The organism is Bradyrhizobium betae (genome assembly GCF_050632175.1).
Lineage (GTDB): Bacteria > Pseudomonadota > Alphaproteobacteria > Rhizobiales > Xanthobacteraceae > Bradyrhizobium > Bradyrhizobium betae_B.
The window spans coordinates 4,444,513-4,461,616 of sequence record NZ_CP192576.1 but is presented as its reverse complement, the minus strand read 5'-3'; the positions used below and the strand labels follow the sequence as shown (position 1 = coordinate 4,461,616).

Here is a 17,104-nt window from a genome sequence, read left to right as displayed (position 1 = left end):
AATGGCAAAACGCCTCACGGCCTGGGCGGCGCTCGCGGCGACCGTCATCGTCTGTTCTCTCCCGCTCGATGTGCGGCCGGCCTCGGCCGACGAATGCGATGGCGGCTATTGCAATCCGACTCCCACGCCGACCTATTCACCATCGCCTTACCCGTCGCCGACCCCCTCACCGTCGCCGAGCCCTTATCCGTCGCCCTCGCCGAGCCCCTATCCGCCCCCTCGGGTCCGACCGGTGCGGACTCCAGCGGCAATTCGATCGGCGGCCTCGCCGACCAGCGCTTCAACCAGATGATCACCAACCGGGTGCTCGGCACGGTGTTGCTCGGGGTCAACGAGCAGGTCAATTGCAGCGACTGCATCAGCGCGTTCGGCTCCGCCGGTTCGTTCTCGGCCGGCATCCACGGTCGCAAGGAGCTGACCAAAAATCTCTCGCTGCTCGCCGGCATCGCCTACACGCAATACAACGAGGGCGGCTACAAGATCACCAGCGCCCCGATCGGCGCCTTCGCGCTGCGCTATGATTTTACGGACTGGGGTTCGTCACGCCCGTTCTTCGACGTCGGCACGATTCTGACGCCGTGGGAGAAGGCGCGCTACACGCGGAGCTACAACACCAGCCTTGGCCCGGTGAGCGTCACGGGCTCGACCAACGCCTCGAACTACGCGGTCTACGGCCGCGCCGGCTGGATGAGCCGGGTGTCGCCACGCGACGAGGTCGCGGCTTCCATCGAAGTCTGGCAGCTCTGGCAACGCGTGTCCGGCTACAGCGACAGCGCCGTGGCGTTCAATCCGTTCGATGCCACCATCGCGACCGGCACCGATCGCACCAGCCTGGTCAAGATCGGCGGCCAGTGGACCCATCTCTTCGGCGGCAACATCGAGGCCAACATCAACGGCGGCTGGGTGCAGTCCTTCGCCAGCCATAGCGGCATCGTCGCCACCGTAACCGGCGACGGCACAGTGGTGCCGACCATGGGCAACCAGGGCTGGTTCGAATATGGCGGCCGCCTCGGCTTCCGCGTGCAGAAGGGCTGGATCGTGGATCTCTTCGCCAATGGCACGCTCGGCCCGCAGCCGGTAGGGAATACGATCCATGGCGGCGTGGGGCTGAGGATCAATTACTGAGGTACCAAGCTCCGCTGTCATGCCCCGCGCAGGCGGGGCATCCAGTACGCCGCGGCCTTCGGCTCAATCAATACCGTCCCGGAGTACTGGATCGTCCGCCTTCGCGGACGATGACGAAGCGTGTGAGGCGCGAGCGTGCCGCCTCACGCCGCCGACTTGCCCTCGAACGCGCGGCGCAAGGTCTCGACATCCAACTTCACCATCTTCATCATGGCCTGCATCGCACGCGCAGCCGCTGCCTTGTCGGGGCTCGACAGGAAGTCGAACATCACCTTCGGCACCACCTGCCATGAGACGCCCCAGCGATCGCTGATCCAGCCGCACTGCTGCTCCTTGCCGCCATGAGCGAGGAAGGCATCCCACACGCTGTCGACCTGGGCCTGATCGTCGCAATGGATCATCAGCGAGATGGCGTGGGTGTATTCCACCTTCATGCCGCCGTTGAGCGCGACCAACGGCTGTCCAGCCACCGTGAACTCGACGACGAGCACGGAACCTGTTTTGCCGGACGGGCCGTCCGAAACGTTGCGCTGGATGTGCGTGATCTCCGAATTCGGGACCAGCAAGACATAGAACTTCGCGGCTTCTTCGGCATCGCCGTTAAACCACATGCAGGGCACGAGTTTGGACATCGTGAGCGCTCCTCTCTGGCGTTTCGAATGACGTGAACTTCGATCAGGCGTTCGTCGTCTCGGATTGCGCAGCAAAGGCTGCCATGTCCATCCAGTTCACACCCCACATGTGACCATCCGGATCCTCGAAGCTGCGACCGTACATGAAGCTGTATTCGTCCTTCGGTCCGGGATCGGCTACCCCGCCCGCGGCCCCGGCCTTGTCGACGATGTCATCGACCTCCTTGCGGGTGTCCGCGGACAGGCAGAACAATGCCTGGTTCGATGTCTTTGCATCTGCGATTGGCTTCGGCGTGAACTGACGGAATTTGTCGTGGGTCGTCAGCATCACGTAGATGGTCTCGGAGAAGACCATGCAACTCGCCGTGTCGTCGCTGAATTGAGGGTTCCTGACCGCGCCAATTGCCTCGTAAAAAGCAGTTGCGCGCTTGAGGTCGGTCACCGGCAGATTGAGGAAGATCATCCTCGGCATGGAAAGCTCCTTGGGCGGGTTCTGCCCAAGGACGGACGGCCTGGCGACGATCCTACACGGCTTCGGGATATTTTTCTGGGGCCGCGAGGGGTGTCCCCCGCGGCTCTTATGCAGCTTACTTCTTCTCGTTGGGGTCCCGATGCACCGGGTCGATCCACAGCACGGTCTCGGGCTTTTCGACCGGCTCGATGTCGAGGTTGATCGCGACCGCCTCGCCGTCGCTGCGCACCAGCACGCATTCCAGCACCTCGTCCGGGCTTGCGTTGATCTCCTGATGCGGCACGTAGGGCGGCACAAAGATGAAATCGCCGGGGCCGGCCTCTGCGGTGAACTGCAGGCTCTCGCCCCAGCGCATGCGCGCCTTGCCCTTCACGACATAGATCACGCTTTCGAGATGGCCGTGGTGATGCGCGCCGGTCTTGGCGTCAGGCTTGATGCTGACGGTGCCCGCCCACAATTTCTGCGCGCCGACACGTGCGAAATTAATCGCGGCCGCGCGGTCCATACCGGCCGTCGACGGCACGTTGGTATCGAGCTGATTGCCGGGAATGACGCGCACACCGTCATGTTTCCAGCGATCCTCGTGATCGTGGTCATGGTGGGAATGGGTGTGGTCATGGCCGGTCATGGGGCTTGCTTTCTGTTCCTTCGGTGCGCGGCAAGCTAGCCAAAGCTGCGACATCAAGCCATAGCAAAAACGGAACCCAGACGGCCGTCAGGTGTTGTCCTGGCGAGCAAACCGGAAGGAGAATTCCATGGGTAGCACCAGCGACAAGATCAAGGGCACCGCCAACGAGGCGATCGGCAAGGCCAAGCAGGGTATCGGCGAAGCCACCGGTTCCGACCGCCTCAAGGGCGAAGGCGTGGTCCAGGAAGTGAAGGGCAAGGGCCAGCAGGCCATGGGCGACGCCAAGGACGCTGCGAAGGACGCGATCGATCGCGCCGCAGCGGCGGCAAAGCGCGCGGCGGAGTGACGCGCGCGCAATAGAAGAGCTACAAGACTTGAAGCGAAAAGACCGGCCGCGGGGCCGGTCTTTTTGTTTGTACGATTATTTCACCGCGAGCAATTCGACGTCGAACATCAAGGTCGCATTCGGTGGAATCACGCCGCCGGCGCCGCGGGCGCCGTAGCCGAGCTGCGGCGGGATGATCAGCGTGCGCTTGCCGCCGACCTTCATCGTGCTAACGCCCTCGTCCCATCCGGCGATGACGCGGCCCTTGCCGATCGGAAACTCGAACGGCTCATTGCGATCGACGGATGAATCGAATTTCTTGCCCTTCTGGCCGTTCTCATAGAGCCAGCCGGTGTAGTGCATCACGCAGATCTGTCCGGGCTTCGGCGAGGCGCCGGTGCCGACAACGCTGTCGATGGTCTGCAAGCCTGAAGCTGTGGTCATGGTCTTTCCTGCGGTCTGGGCCGAGGCCGTGGTGGAAACGAAGTCGGACACGCCGGCGATCACAGTGATCGCGAGGGCCGACATGATGGCGAGGAGTGCGCGCTGGAAACGCGGCATGAGGCACCTTCCGTTTGAGGCGGGAGGTGTCTAGCCCAACAAGGAAACCGTTTCCAGCCCCGCGCCCATCAATAGCCGAGCGCGCAGCCGTCCTTGCGCGGGTCGGAACCGCCGGTGAGTGTGCCCTTGTCCCAGTCGATCCAGATCGCCTGGGCGCCGCCGAGCGGCCCGACCACGCTGGCGGTCTTGTGGCCGATCTTCTTCAGGCCCTCGACGATGTCAGCCGGCACGCTGTCCTCAAGCTGGTACTGGCCTTCGTAGTGCAGGCCGCGCGGCATGTCGATCGCTTCCTGCACGTCGCAGCCGTAGTCGAGGATATTGGTCAGGACATGGGTCTGACCGGTCGGCTGGTACTGGCCGCCCATCACGGCGAACGGCATCACGGAGCGACCGCCCTTGGTGAGCAGACCCGGCATGATCGTGTGCAGCGGGCGCTTGCCGCCTTCGATACAGTTGGGATGGCCCGGCTGGATGCGGAAGCCACCGGCGCGGTTCTGCAACAGCACGCCGGTCTTGTTCGAGACGATCGCCGAGCCGAAGGAATGCGCGACAGAGTTGATGAACGAGCAGACGTTGCGGTCCTTGTCCACCACCGTGATGTAGATGGTCGAGGGGTTCATCGGCGGCGCGACGTTCGGCAGGTCGAGCATGCCATCCATGCGGATCTTGCTGATGTACTCGTCGGCAAAGCTCTTTTCGAGCATTTCGGCGACGTTGATCTTCATGTGTTCGGGAGAGGCGACATGCATCTCGCGGTTCATGTAGGCGATGCGCGCAGCTTCCGCCTCGAGATGGAAGCGCTCGACGCTGACGGGTGCATACTTGGTCAGGTCGAAGCGCGACAGGATGTTGAGCATCAGGAGCGCGGTGACGCCCGGGCCGTTCGGCGGGCACTGCCAGACGTCATGGCCCTTGTACATGGTGCCGATAGGCGTCGTCGTCTCGGTGGTGTGCGCGGCGAAATCGTCGAGCGTGTGCAGGCCGCCGATGCCCCGCAGGGTCTCGACCATGTCTTCCGCGATTGCGCCCTTGTAGAAAGCGTCGCGGCCGTCCTTGGCGATCGCGCGCAGCGTCTTGCCGAGCTCAGCCTGGCGGATGACGTCGCCGGCCACCGGTGGCTTGCCGCCCGGCAACAGATAGCGCGCGGTGTTGGTGCCGTTCTTGAGCTTCTCGAACTGGTTCTTCCAGTCGAAGGCGATGCGGGGGGCAACGACATAGCCCTCTTCCGCCGCCTTGATCGCGGGCTGCAGCAGGCGGTCGAAGCCGAACTTGCCGTGGTCGCGCAGCACGGTGGCGAAGGCGTCGATCACGCCGGGGATCGAGACCGCGTGCGCCGAGGTCAGCGGCACGGAGGTAATCTTGCGCTCGAGGTACCAGTCGGCGTTGGCCGCCTTCGGCGCCCGGCCGGAGCCGTTATAGGCGATGATCTTGCCCTCGCCGCGCGGCTGGATCAGCGCAAAGCAGTCGCCGCCGATGCCGGTCGATTGCGGCTCGATCACCCCGAGTACGGCAGAACCCGCCACCGCTGCGTCCACCGCCGTGCCGCCCTCGCGCAATACCTCGATCGCGGCGAGCGACGCCTGCGGGTGCGAGGTCGCCACCATTGCGTTGGTGGCGTGGACCGTGGACCTGCCGGGGAAGTGGAAATTTCTCATCGAATTCTGCTCTCTCAAGGCGCTCTTGTAAGGCTCTGTTGGGCCCGGGCTCAATCTTGAGGCGCGCGGGTCGCGCTACCTCGGAAAAACCGGGCTTACATGACACATTCCGGCCCGTCCGGGCAATGCTGGCATACCAGAGAAATGGCTGCCATCCGCTGGGCGTATGGACCTGTCGGGCCCCCGTGCGATGCGGGTTTTCCGGGCGGCAGACGCCTGCTAAACGAGCCGGCATGATCCACAAGGTCGCCGCCTTCTACCAATTCGCCGCCCTGCCCGATTACCGCGAGCTGCGCGAGCCGCTGCGCGCGTTCTGCGCCGGGCTGGCGCTGAAGGGCAGCGTGCTGCTGGCTCAAGAAGGCATCAACGGCACGATCGCCGGAGTGGCTGAGGCGATCGACGCCTTCGTCCACGAGCTCGCACACGGCGAAATGTTCGGCGGCCGACTGAACAATCTCGAGTTGAAGTTCTCGACTGCGGAAGCCATGCCGTTCGGCCGGCTCAAGGTGCGGCTGAAGAAGGAAATCGTCACGCTCGGCGACGTCGCCGCCGATCCGACGCGGCAGGTCGGCACCTATGTCGATGCGAGCGAATGGAACGCGCTGATCTCGGCGCCCGATACGTTGCTGCTCGACACCCGCAACGCCTTCGAGGTGGCGATGGGAACGTTCGAGGGCGCGGTCGACCCTGACATCAAGAGCTTTGGCCAGTTCAAGGATTTTGCCGCCGAGCAGCTCGATCCGGCAAGGCACCGCAGGATAGCCATGTTCTGCACCGGCGGCATCCGCTGCGAGAAGGCGAGCGCACATCTGCTCGCACGCGGCTTTGCCGAGGTCTATCACCTCAAGGGCGGCATCTTGAAATATCTCGAAGAGGTGCCGGAGGCGGAGAGCCGCTGGCGCGGCGAATGCTTCGTGTTCGACGAGCGCGTCGCGCTCGGCCATGGCCTACGAGAAATTGGGCTTCGCGAACGGGACAGGGACGCCGCACGTGACGAATGACACCAAGACGCTCAGCGAGCGCGTCGATGCGCTGGAGATGCGCATTGCCTATCAGGACGACACCATCGAGACGCTGAACCAGACCATCACCGCCCAGTGGAAGCAGATCGACGTGCTGACGCGGAAGATCGCAGAGCTCGGCGAGCGACTGCAGGACGCCGAGGCGAACGCGCCGGGAGCGGCCAACGAGCGCCCGCCGCATTATTGAACGAATCTACTGGCCGGACGCCTTCGGCAGCAGGCGGGCGACCTCACCCGCCATCATCAGGCGGTCGCGGCCGGCATCCTTGGCGGCATAGAGCGCCTGATCCGCGGCCTCCACGAGCGTGCCTACGCCTGCGGTGCGCTCCAGCGCCGGCCGGCAGGCCGCGCCGCCGAACGACGCAGTGACGCAGCCCGTCAGACCATTGGTGCTGTGGACGAGGCCCGCCTCGCGGATGGCCTTCCGGACCCGCTCGCCGATGCGGGCGCAGCCCGCGGCGTCGGTGTTCGGCAGCAGCACGGCGAATTCCTCGCCACCATAGCGCGCAGCGAGGTCGCCAGCGCGATGCATCTCGGCCGCGATGGCCTGCGCCACAACGCGCAGACAGGCATCGCCTGCGGGATGGCCGTACTCGTCGTTGTAGGACTTGAAGTGATCGACGTCGATCATCAGCAGAGCGAGGCTGGAACGTTCGCGATAGGCGCGCGCCCATTCTTCCCTGAGCCGTTCGTCGAAACAGCGGCGGTTAGCAAGCCCGGTGAGACTATCCTCGATCGCGAGCGTCTCGAGCCGGGTCTCCAGCTTCTTCTGCTCGGTAATATCGCGCGAGATCGCGACCATGCCGTCGACCAAGCCGTTGTCCTTGCGCGTCACCCGCATGTTCGATTCGAGCCAGACCTCGCCATTTTTGCGGTGCGTGTTGCGGTAGGTGACACGCGCCTCCTCGTTCTCGCCGCGCTTCATGGCGTCGACGATGGCCCGGACCTGGGGCAGGTCCTCAGCATGGACGCCGGCGAGCGCAGGGGTTCCGATCAGTTGAGCGGCGCGCCAGCCGAGGACGCGGACCGACGAGGGGAGACATAGCGCAGCCGCTCGTCCAGCCCGATACGCGTGACCATGTCGCTGGAGCCCTCCGCAAGCAGGCGGAAATGGGCTTCCTTCTCCACCAGCGCCGCGGCCATGCGTTGGCCCCGTCGCAGATGCCCCACCAGAACCGCGCCGATGATGGCAATCAGCATGACCAGTGCGAGCACGAAGAGCATGCGTGAGATTGCCGCGGCGCGCCACGGTGCCAGCAGCTCGTCCTTGTCGACGGTGGCGAGCAGGACGAGCGGGTAGCGGCTGCTGCGCTTGAAGAAGCTGACCCGTTCGACACCGTCCAGCGACGACTTGAAATGATAGGTGCCGCTCGGCCCTTGCAGGCTCGCGTCGCGGAACAATGACGTGTCCGCGACGCTGCGCCCGACGAACTTCTCGTTGTTCGGGTTGCGCGCGATGATGGCGCCGTCGCCATGCATCAGCGACACCGTGCTGTTGCGGCCGATCTCGAACTGCTCGTAGAAGTGCGAGAGATATCTGGAGCTGATGGTCGCGAGCACCACACCAGCGAAACTGCCATCCGGCTTGTTGAAGCGGCGCGACAGGGTGACGACCCATTCGCCGTCAAGCAGGCTCTTCACGGGACGGCCGACATAGGCCTCCCGCTTCGGGGATAGCTGATGATAGCGGAAGAACGCGTCGTCGCTGAGCGTCGAGGCGATCGTCCCCGGCGAGGTCAGCCAATTGCCCTGGTCGTCAATGACGGCGAAGCTGTGGACGCGCTGCATCGACTTCTTACGCACGTCCAGGAGGTTGCGCAGCTTCGTGATCGTTACGGGATCGGTGCCGTCCATCTCCAGCCGGCTGACGGTGCCGACGACGCCGGAATCGAGCAGGTCGAGACTGTCTTCGGCATGCTGAGTCAGCGAGCGGGCGACGTTCGCCATCTCGGTTTCGGCACCCTTGAGCACCGCATCGCGGGCAGCCCATTCGCGCCAGCCGCTGACGCCGAGGATCGTCGCGCAAGTCAACACGACGAAAGCCGCTGCGCGCAGCGGCAAGCGACTCCATCCGGCTCTGTGGACAGCAAGGTTCATCCGGCAGACTTCTCCGATCGTCGGAAACTCTGCCGCTTCTGTTATTGAACCTTGAAGGACTCACGCGCATTCGCAGGGATCTGCGAGTTTCCCCGTACTCCTACGGACCGAAGCATCGCTGGATCGCTAACGAGGCGTTAGCGACCCTATCGGAAACCGGCGACGGATCTTGGCTGGGACCTCCTCAGCTGAACATCGCCTTAACCTTGTCCCAAAGCGAGGGACTGTCGGCGTCCGCGTCGGCCTTCGATGGCGTCGGCTGGGCAGCGCTCACGGGGTCTGACGCCGGAAAGGAATCTTCCAGCCCGGTTTCAAGCTTGGCGTGGCGATCGGCGGCCAGCGCCTTGTGCAGATCATCGGCGTGCTTGTCGTGCGGCGCGGGATTGAAGGTCTCAGCCATGGAATTCCTCCTCCATTGGCAGGATCAACGCGGCGCATTTGCACTGGTTCCACTGTTCCGCTCCGGCCCTTGGCGGTGTATCAGGAACCTCAACCTGCATCAGGACAGTCCGTGCCCCAGTCTGCGACAAAGCCCTTCATCGACGTGCTCTCCGGCCAGCGCCAGGCCGTCCCGCCAGTGTGGATGATGCGGCAGGCCGGCCGCTACCTGCCTGAATATCGCGAGGTTCGCGCCAGGGCCGGCGGCTTCCTCGATCTCTGCTTCGACCCGGAGCTCGCCGCCGAAGTCACGCTGCAACCAATCCGGAGATTCGGCTTCGATGCCGCGATCATCTTCTCCGACATCCTGGTCATCCCCTATGCGCTCGGCCGCTCCGTGCGCTTCGAGGTCGGCGAAGGCCCTCGGCTCGAGCCGCTGGATGATCCCGCCAAGGTCGCGACGCTGGCGCCGCTTGCCGACTTCGGCAAGCTCCAGCCGGTATTCGATGCGCTCAAGATCGTGCGCAGCGCGCTCGACCCCAGGACCGCGCTGATCGGCTTCTGCGGCGCGCCATGGACGGTCGCGACCTACATGGTCGCCGGTCACGGCACGCCCGACCAGGCACCGGCGCGGATGATGGCCTACCGGCATCCGGAGGCGTTCGCGGAGATCATCGACGTGCTGGTCGAAAATTCGATTCAGTATCTGCTGGCGCAGCTCGCCGCCGGCGCCAATGCCTTGCAGATCTTCGATACCTGGGCCGGCGTGCTGCCGCCGGCCGAATTCGCGCGCTGGTCCGTCGAGCCGACCCGGCGGATCGTGGAGGGCGTGCGCGCCAAGGTGCCGGATGCGAAGATCATCGGCTTTCCCCGCGGAGCCGGCGCGCAATTGCCTGGTTACGTCGAGGCGACCGGCGTCAACGCCGTCAGCATCGACTGGACCGCCGAGCCGGCCTTCATCCGCGAGCGCGTGCAGAGCCGCGTCGCGGTGCAGGGCAATCTCGATCCGCTGGCGCTGATCACCGGCGGCGCCGCGCTCGACCGCGCCGTGGACGACGTGCTGGCGAGTTTTGCGCAAGGCCGCTTCATCTTCAATCTCGGCCACGGCATCCAGCCTGAGACGCCGATCGCCCATGTCGAGCAGATGCTGAAGCGGGTCCGGAGTTATCGCGGCTAAGCCGCCGCGGCTCGCTCCCCCGGCGCCTGTCTTGCGCCGAACACCCCCAGCAGGAGCTGGGCGCTGGTCTTGACGCCGGCCTTTCGCAGGATGTTGGCCCGATGATCCTCGACCGTGCGCGGGCTGAGGCCCAATTGTCTCGCCATCACCTTCGTCGACATGCCCGCGAGCATGTGATCCAGGACTTCCCGTTCACGCCGCGTGAGCCGTTTGGCGTGCTTGAAATGCGCGACCGGACTCGCTGCGGAACGTGCGCCTGAACAGGCCGTCTCGATCCGTGCAACCAGCGTATCCGGCCGGAACGGCTTCTCGATGAAGTCGGCGGCTCCGGACCGAAGCGAACGCACGGCTGTGGGAATGTCGCCGTAACCGGACATCATCAGGATCGGCGCCGGATAATCCTGATCGCGGAGCTCGCTCAATGTCTCAAGGCCCGATTTGCCGGGCACGCACACATCCAGAAGAATGCAGGCCGGCGAGTTCTGCCGGGCCTCGACCTGAAGCGCCTCGCCGTCGGCGAAGAAGACGGATCGATATCCGGCCTTCTCCAGAAGGGCCTTCAGCATCATACGCATCGTCAAATCATCTTCGAGAATGAAGACGTCGTTGGTGCTCATCGTTCCTGTCCCTGCACTGTAACCGGCATCGCTATGCGCCGATCAGGTCGCCGGGAAAAGCAGAAGATGCAGGCACAGTTTTCCATCAGATAATCGCGAGCCTGTCCAAGCGCCCATGGCATTAGGCTGAAATTAAAGTCCCTCCTCCGAAGTCCCGGCTCGCTTCACCAAAAAAAGAGCGAAAACAACCCCATGCAAAGTAGAAATCTCTCGAAATCATTGAAAAATTTCGGCCGGCACCCATCGACCTCCGCCCGCGGCGAAATTTGACACGTCGGGCAAAACAGGAGCACGATGACACCATCGCGCCGACCGTAATCTCGCAAGCGGCTTACCGCGGCCGGCTGCGCTCGATGATCTCGGCGGCGCCCTTGCCCAACAGATCCAGCCCCACCGCACGGCCGAGCTCACGAGGGCGGTTGGCAGCCCCTGTGCGCGAGGCTTCGATGATGGTGTTGCCGGAGAGGTCGAGCACGGATGCGGTGAGCGACATCTGATCGCCCGTGATGGTCGAAAAACCCGCCACCGGCGAATTGCAGTGACCGTTGAGCACCCACAACACCTCGCGCTCGGCATCGGCGCAGGCGCGCGCCGCAAGATCGTCGATCGACGCAAGAATGCGCCGCGTCTGCCAATCCTGCGCCGCGCACTCGACCGCAACGATGCCCTGCCCCGCCGCCGGCAGCATTTCCGCCGTGGTGAACTCATAGGCGATGCGATGGGAAAGACCGACGCGATCGAGGCCCGAGCGCGCCATGATCAGCGCGTCCGCCGGTCCCACCGCGCCGCCATCCGGCAGGCGCTGTTTCTCGCCATTGTCGAGTTTTCGCACGCGCGTGTCGGCGGCGCCGCGGAAGTGGATCACTTCGACGTCCGGGAACAGCCTTCGTGCATAGGCCGCGCGCCGGACGGCGTTGGTGCCGATCTTGAACCCCTTGCCACCGGACCGGCGCAGCGCCTCCAGCGTCACGCCCTCGCGCAGCACCAGCGCGTCGCTGGCGGGATCACGCGACAGCGTGGCGCCGATGACGAGGCCGGGCGTGTCCTCGTTACCCGGCATGTCCTTCAGCGAATGCATCGCCGCCTGCAACTCGCCCGACAGGACCGCGGCGCGGATCTGCGCCACGAAGGCGCCGCCCTTGCCGCCGTGCGGCAGCAGCTTGCCGGTCTGGTCGAGATCGCCGGTGGTGTCGAACTTGACGATCTCGACATCGAGATCGGGCATGGCGGCGGTCAGGCGGCGCGCGATCTCTTCCGTCTGTGCCAGCGCCATCGCGCTCTTGCGTGTGCCGATCCTCAGTCGCGTAGCCAAACCGCCTGCTCCTTCTCGCGCGGGTTTACCGCGCATCCTCCAATATCATGTCCGAGGCCTTTTCGGCGATCATGATGATCGGCGCGTTGGTGTTCCCCGACACGAGGTCCGGCATGATCGAGCCGTCGACGATTCGAAGGCCTTCGAGGCCCCTCACCCTCAACCGCTGGTCCACGACCGAAAGCGCGTCGTTGCCCATACGACAGGTCGAAGTCGGATGGTAGATGGTGCTGCCGCGCTCGCGGCAATAATCGAGCAACTCGGCATCCGTAGATACTTTCGCCCCGGGATCGTACTCGCCAGCCACAAACGGCTGCATCGCCGGCGCATTCAGTATCCTGCGCAGGATCTTGAGGCCTTCGACGTTGGTGGTGCGGTCCGTCTCGGTCGACATGTAGTTGATGCGGATTTCCGGCGGCACGGTCGGGTCCGCGCTCCTGATGCGCAAGGAGCCGCGGCTCTCGGGCCGGAGCTGGCACACCGACGCCGTGAAGCCGGAGAAATCATGCAGCCTCTCGCCCATCTTGTCGGTCGAGAACGGCAGGAAGTGCACCTGGATGTCGGGCGAAGCGAGGCGCGGATTGGTCTTGAAGAACGCGCCGGCGGTGCCTGCCGCGATCGTCAGCCAACCTTTCCGGAACAGCGCGTAGCGTGCGCCGGCGAGCGTGCGGCGGATCGGATTGTTGACGGTATCGTTCAGCGTGATCTTCTGCGAGCAGCGCATCACGATGCGGACCTGCATGTGATCCTGAAGATCGTGGCCGACGCCTGGCGCATCCAGCACGATTTCGATGCCGTGCTGGCGCAGGAGATCGGCAGGCCCGACGCCGGAGAGCTGAAGCAGTTGCGGCGAGTTGTAGGCGCCGCTCGACAGCACGACTTCTTTCCGGGCACGCGCGCGGCGCACCGTTGCGCCCTGCCGATATTCGACGCCGACCGCGCGGCGGCCCTCGAACAGCACGCGCTGGCCGAGCGCCTCGGTCTCGACCTTAAGATTGCTGCGTGTCCTGGCGGGACCGAGATAGGCCACCGCCGTCGAGGCGCGGCGGCCGTTGCGCGTCGTGGTCTGGAACAGGCCGACGCCTTCCTGCGTGGCACCGTTGAAATCCGGGTTATAGGGCAAGCCGTTCGCGACGGCGGCATCGATGAAGGCCTTCGACAGCGGATCGGTGACGACCATGTTGGAGACCGGCAGCGGACCGCCGGTGCCGTGATATTGGTCGGCGCCGCGCGTCTGGTTCTCGGCCTTCTTGAAATAAGGCAGCACGTCGTCATAGCCCCAACCGGTGTTGCCGTGCTGACGCCAGCGGTCGTAGTCCTCGTGCTGGCCGCGGACATAGAGCAGCCCGTTGATCGAGCTCGATCCGCCCAGCGTCTTGCCGCGCGGCTGGAATACCTGGCGCCCCTTCAACTCGGGCTCCGGCTCGGTCTGGTACATCCAGTTGACGGTCTTTTCCTTGAACAGCTTGCCGTAGCCGAGCGGCACGTGAATCCAGATGTTGGAATCCTTGGGGCCAGCCTCGAGCAGCAGCACGCTGTGCTTTCCGTTCGCCGACAGGCGATTGGCGAGCACGCAGCCGGCTGAGCCGGCGCCGACGATGATGTAGTCGAATTCGGGATCGGACGGTATGAGGGCGGAAGTTGCGTTCATGCGCTACTGGTCTTCTTGTTGGTGGGGCGTTTCCGTTTTGTGATTAGCACAATCATGCGCGCACGCGCAGCGCCTCGACCAGCGATTTGAACGCACGGGCATATTCCGCACCCGCTCTTGCGATATCGGCGCGCCCGGCGCAGGCGACCGCGGCCTCCGTCACCGCGCCGAGCAGCAGCCGCGCCAGCGGCTCGACCGGCTGCTTTGGGATCAGGCCGGCCTCCATGGCGGCAGCGATCGCGCGCGGCATCTTGCCGCCGAAGTGCTGCGCGTCGATCTCGCGCCAGCGTTCCCAGCCGAGCACCGCGGGGCCGTCGCGCAAAATGATCTGACCGGTCGGCCCTTTGGCGGTCGCAGCAAAGTAATGCTGGGTGCCGGCGACCATCGCGGCGAGCACATCCTTCTCGGCGCGCGCGGCGCTATCGATCTCGATCACGAGGTCGCGCGAAACGGCATCGAACACGGCCTCGAACACGACCTCCTTGGTCTTGAAGTGATGATAGACCGCGCCCTTTGCGACGCCGGCAGCTTCCGCGATTTCGTCCATCGTGGTGGCAGCAAAGCCCCGCGCCCCGAACAGGCGGCGCGCCGCCGTCAGGATCGCCTCGGATGTCGCGGCCCGCCGCTCCGCCTGCTTGGCCATGGATGCCGTCTAGCCCAATTCGCCCCAGACAACCAGTTGACCTTTCGACTATCGGTCGGTATTTACCGACTATCAGTCGGTTTAATCGTGAGGTGCATTATGCCGAGTCGTGAGATCGTTGAAGCGTTTGCGCAGCGGCTGGAGGCCGGGGACTTCATCGGAGCCATCGAGCGGTTCTGCACGCCTGATGCCGTGACTTACGAGAACAACGCCGCGCCGACGGTTGGCCGCGACAAGCTCGTCGCCAAGGAGCGCGGCGTGCTGGCAGCCTCCAGGGAGGTCAGGGCGGTCCGGGTCGGGCCGAGCCTGATCGAGGGCGATCACGTCGCGACGCGCTGGAATTTCAGCTTCATCAATGCAGATGGCATCATCCGAACGTTGGATGAGATCGCGTGGCAGACGTGGCTGGGCGACCAGATTGTCGAAGAGCGGTTCTATTACGATCCGAAGCAGTTGGGGCGGTGATCGCATTCCGGACACCGGTGTCATCGCCCGGCTCGACCGGACGATCCAGTACTCCGAGACGATTGTCATTCAATCGATAAGCCGCGGCGTACTGGATGCCCCGGCCAAGCCAGGGCATGACAACGGAGCGAGTGGCGATCATGTTTCCGCGCGTTACAACCGTAACGCCGGGCGCCACATTTGTATCGATTTGTTATCGATACTCCGTGACCAACACGCAGAAGTGGTCGCGGCAATGCCGGCCGGATGAGATAATTCATAGTTCGTCAAATGTTTGCGGCGAATTCTCCGGACCGAGCCGGACAAACGGCCCACGCTGCTGCAGGCTCTGGAATGCGGACTCAATTGACCAGCTATTTCGCACGGCTGTTCGCCGGCGATCTGTCGGCCTTTGGCGGTCCTGCAACCGACGAAGCCGTCGCCGGCCATATCCGCGCCGAACAGATGTCGCTGGTGCTCGGCTATTCGGTCGGCATCATGCTCGCCAATGCCTGCAACGCGGCCGTGCTTGCCATCGCGCTGTGGCATTCGCCGGACTGGAAATTCGCGCTGGGTTGGGCAGTGATCGTGGCCGGTGCCGCGATCGCGTTCGGCCTGCAATCCCACGCCTCGCGCCGCATCACCAAGCCGCAATTCGTCTCGCGCCGGGCGATGCAAAGGCTGGTGCGCAACGCCTTCGTCCTCGGTGCCGCCTGGGGCATCGTTCCGGTCGCCTTCTTTGCGAATGCCGCAACCGGCGGCCAGCTCGTCATCACCTGCCTCTGCTCTGGCATGCTGGCCGGCGGCGCACTCGCCTTCGCGACGATCCCGATCGCGGCGATTGCCTTTACGACGCCCATCTTCATCGGCATCGCGATCTGCCTCAGCCGGGACGGCGACCCCGCCTATGTTCTGATGGCCATCCTCGTGGTGGTCTACGGCTCGGTGCTGCTGCGCGCGGTGTTCGTCAATTCCATTGGATTCGCGCGGCGCGTGATCCGGCAAGTCGAGGCCGAGCGCACGGTGCGGCAGGATCCGCTGACGCTCCTGCCCAACCGCTTCGCCTTCAACGAGACGCTCGATGCCGCGCTGAAACGCCTCAGCCTGTCCGGCGAGGAATTCGCGGTGCTGCTGCTCGACCTCGATCGCTTCAAGGAGATCAACGACAAGTTCGGCCATCCCGCCGGCGACGAATTCCTGGTCCAGGTCGCAAGCCGCCTGCAGCGCTGCACGCGCGCAGCCGAGCACGTCGCGCGCATCGGTGGCGACGAGTTCGCACTGGTGATGGCGAACCTGGCGCGGCCCGAAGATGCCCTCGATATCGCCGAACGCTTCGTTGCCGCCTTCACCGAACCTTTCCTCATCGATGGCCGCGAGATCGTTGGGGCGACCAACGTCGGAATCGTGCTGGCGCCGCGCGACGGCGAGACTCAACTCGACATCATGAAGAACGCCGACACCGCGCTCTATCGCGCCAAGAAGGCCGGACCGGGGACGGTGTGCTTTTTCGAGCAAGCCGACGACAAGGCCTCGCGCGACCGCAAGGCGCTGCAAGCGGACCTCGAAGGCGCGGTTGCGCGCGACGAGCTGTTCCTCGTCTTCCAGCCATTCCTGGATCTGGGCGAAAATCGCGTCACCGGCTTCGAGGCACTGCTGCGCTGGCAGCATCCGCAGCGCGGATTGATTCCGCCGAGCGAATTCATTGGGATCGCCGAGGAGACCGGGCTGATCCACGAGATCGGCGAATGGGTAATCCGGCGCGCCTGTATGACGCTGGCCGACTGGCCGGAGGAGATCAGGATCGCCGTGAACTTTTCCGCGGCGCAGTTTCACAACGCAGGCATTCTGCAGACCATCGTGCAGGCGCTTGCGGATGCGCAGATCGCCCCGCACCGGCTCGAGATCGAAATCACGGAATCGATGCTGCTGTCGAAATAGGGCTCGGCTGCGTCGATCCTCAACGCGCTGCTGCAACTCGGCGTCACCGTGGCGCTCGACGATTTCGGCACCGGGTTTTCGTCACTGACTTATTTGCGCAAGCTGCCGTTCAGCCGCATCAAGATCGACCAGTCCTTCATCCGCGACATGCTGGTGCAGCCGGACTGCGCGGCGATCGTGAAGTCAGTGATCTCGCTGGCACGCGACCTACGGATCGGCGTGGTGGCGGAAGGCGTCGAAACCGCCGACCAGCTCGAGTTTCTGCGCCAGTTCAGTTGCGACGAAGTGCAGGGCTATCTGATCAGCCGGCCGGTGCCGGCCGACGCCGTGCTGGCGCTGCTGGATACGACGAAATTGCGGGCGAATTTCGCAGCATAGGCTCCTTCGTAGCCCGGATGGAGCGGAGCGCAATCCGGGACGAGCGTGC

15 protein-coding genes and 3 pseudogenes are annotated in these 17,104 nt (G+C 64.5%); 7 read left to right on the top strand and 11 right to left on the bottom strand.

Annotated elements, in window-relative coordinates:
- Position 1 precedes the first annotated feature (1 nt).
- A pseudogene (locus ACQ86E_RS21505) lies at positions 2-1,125 on the top strand (hypothetical protein).
- A 143-nt stretch (positions 1,126-1,268) separates the two neighbouring features.
- Here ACQ86E_RS21505 and ACQ86E_RS21500 read toward each other — a convergent pair.
- From ACQ86E_RS21500 to ACQ86E_RS21490, 3 genes are all read right to left on the bottom strand, one after another.
- A complete protein-coding gene (locus ACQ86E_RS21500; RefSeq protein WP_431201690.1) occupies positions 1,269-1,757 on the bottom strand; it encodes a VOC family protein in 489 nt (162 codons plus the stop codon).
- A 43-nt stretch (positions 1,758-1,800) separates the two neighbouring features.
- Complete coding sequence (locus ACQ86E_RS21495; protein WP_431201689.1) at positions 1,801-2,229, bottom strand: VOC family protein; 429 nt, start codon at positions 2,227-2,229, stop codon at positions 1,801-1,803.
- Between the two features lie 115 nt (positions 2,230-2,344).
- A complete protein-coding gene (locus tag ACQ86E_RS21490) occupies positions 2,345-2,857 on the bottom strand; it encodes a cupin domain-containing protein (RefSeq protein WP_431201688.1) in 513 nt (170 codons plus the stop codon).
- Positions 2,858-2,984: 127 nt separating this feature from the next.
- Between ACQ86E_RS21490 and ACQ86E_RS21485 the strand changes: the two genes are divergently transcribed.
- Complete coding sequence (locus tag ACQ86E_RS21485) at positions 2,985-3,203, top strand: CsbD family protein (protein WP_015688065.1); 219 nt, start codon at positions 2,985-2,987, stop codon at positions 3,201-3,203.
- 75 nt (positions 3,204-3,278) lie between these two features.
- Here ACQ86E_RS21485 and ACQ86E_RS21480 read toward each other — a convergent pair whose 3' ends face one another.
- Complete coding sequence (locus ACQ86E_RS21480) at positions 3,279-3,743, bottom strand: FKBP-type peptidyl-prolyl cis-trans isomerase (RefSeq protein WP_431201687.1); 465 nt, start codon at positions 3,741-3,743, stop codon at positions 3,279-3,281.
- Positions 3,744-3,811: 68 nt separating this feature from the next.
- Positions 3,812-5,398, bottom strand: coding sequence for a gamma-glutamyltransferase (gene ggt / locus ACQ86E_RS21475; protein ID WP_431201686.1), 1,587 nt, complete (start codon positions 5,396-5,398; stop codon positions 3,812-3,814).
- Positions 5,399-5,631: 233 nt separating this feature from the next.
- On the opposite strand from ggt, the gene ACQ86E_RS21470 reads away from it, so the two are divergent.
- Both ACQ86E_RS21470 and ACQ86E_RS21465 read left to right on the top strand, forming a co-directional pair.
- Positions 5,632-6,399, top strand: a complete 768-nt coding sequence (locus ACQ86E_RS21470) for a rhodanese-related sulfurtransferase (protein ID WP_431201685.1) — start codon at positions 5,632-5,634, stop codon at positions 6,397-6,399.
- Positions 6,389-6,607 carry a SlyX family protein gene (locus ACQ86E_RS21465; protein ID WP_431201684.1) on the top strand — a complete coding sequence of 73 codons (219 nt, stop codon included), beginning with the start codon at positions 6,389-6,391 and terminating at the stop codon, positions 6,605-6,607. The genes ACQ86E_RS21470 and ACQ86E_RS21465 overlap by 11 nt, the downstream gene beginning before the upstream one ends.
- A 6-nt stretch (positions 6,608-6,613) precedes the next feature.
- Here ACQ86E_RS21465 and ACQ86E_RS21460 read toward each other — a convergent pair.
- Positions 6,614-8,517 (bottom strand): annotated as a pseudogene (locus tag ACQ86E_RS21460) (sensor domain-containing diguanylate cyclase).
- Between the two features lie 184 nt (positions 8,518-8,701).
- Entirely contained in the window at positions 8,702-8,917 is a 216-nt protein-coding gene (locus ACQ86E_RS21455; protein WP_431201683.1) for a hypothetical protein, read from the bottom strand.
- A gap of 111 nt (positions 8,918-9,028) precedes the next feature.
- On the opposite strand from ACQ86E_RS21455, the gene hemE reads away from it, so the two are divergent.
- Entirely contained in the window at positions 9,029-10,072 is a 1,044-nt protein-coding gene (hemE, locus tag ACQ86E_RS21450) for a uroporphyrinogen decarboxylase (RefSeq protein WP_431201682.1), read from the top strand.
- On the opposite strand, the gene ACQ86E_RS21445 is transcribed toward hemE, so the two are convergent.
- From ACQ86E_RS21445 to ACQ86E_RS21430, 4 genes are all read right to left on the bottom strand, one after another.
- Positions 10,069-10,689 (bottom strand): response regulator transcription factor, encoded by a 621-nt coding sequence (locus ACQ86E_RS21445; protein ID WP_431201681.1) that lies wholly within the window; start codon positions 10,687-10,689, stop codon positions 10,069-10,071. The genes hemE and ACQ86E_RS21445 overlap by 4 nt on opposite strands.
- A 331-nt stretch (positions 10,690-11,020) precedes the next feature.
- Positions 11,021-12,001, bottom strand: coding sequence for a hydroxymethylbilane synthase (gene hemC / locus ACQ86E_RS21440; RefSeq protein WP_431201680.1), 981 nt, complete (start codon positions 11,999-12,001; stop codon positions 11,021-11,023).
- 25 nt (positions 12,002-12,026) lie between these two features.
- A complete protein-coding gene (locus ACQ86E_RS21435; protein WP_431201679.1) occupies positions 12,027-13,652 on the bottom strand; it encodes a GMC family oxidoreductase in 1,626 nt (541 codons plus the stop codon).
- Between the two features lie 52 nt (positions 13,653-13,704).
- Positions 13,705-14,295, bottom strand: a complete 591-nt coding sequence (locus ACQ86E_RS21430) for a TetR/AcrR family transcriptional regulator (RefSeq protein WP_431201678.1) — start codon at positions 14,293-14,295, stop codon at positions 13,705-13,707.
- Between the two features lie 99 nt (positions 14,296-14,394).
- Between ACQ86E_RS21430 and ACQ86E_RS21425 the strand changes: the two genes are divergently transcribed.
- Both ACQ86E_RS21425 and ACQ86E_RS21420 read left to right on the top strand, forming a co-directional pair.
- Positions 14,395-14,760, top strand: coding sequence for a nuclear transport factor 2 family protein (locus ACQ86E_RS21425; RefSeq protein WP_431201677.1), 366 nt, complete (start codon positions 14,395-14,397; stop codon positions 14,758-14,760).
- Positions 14,761-15,093: 333 nt separating this feature from the next.
- Positions 15,094-17,055, top strand: a pseudogene (locus tag ACQ86E_RS21420) (putative bifunctional diguanylate cyclase/phosphodiesterase).
- The last annotated feature ends 49 nt before the right edge of the window (positions 17,056-17,104 follow it).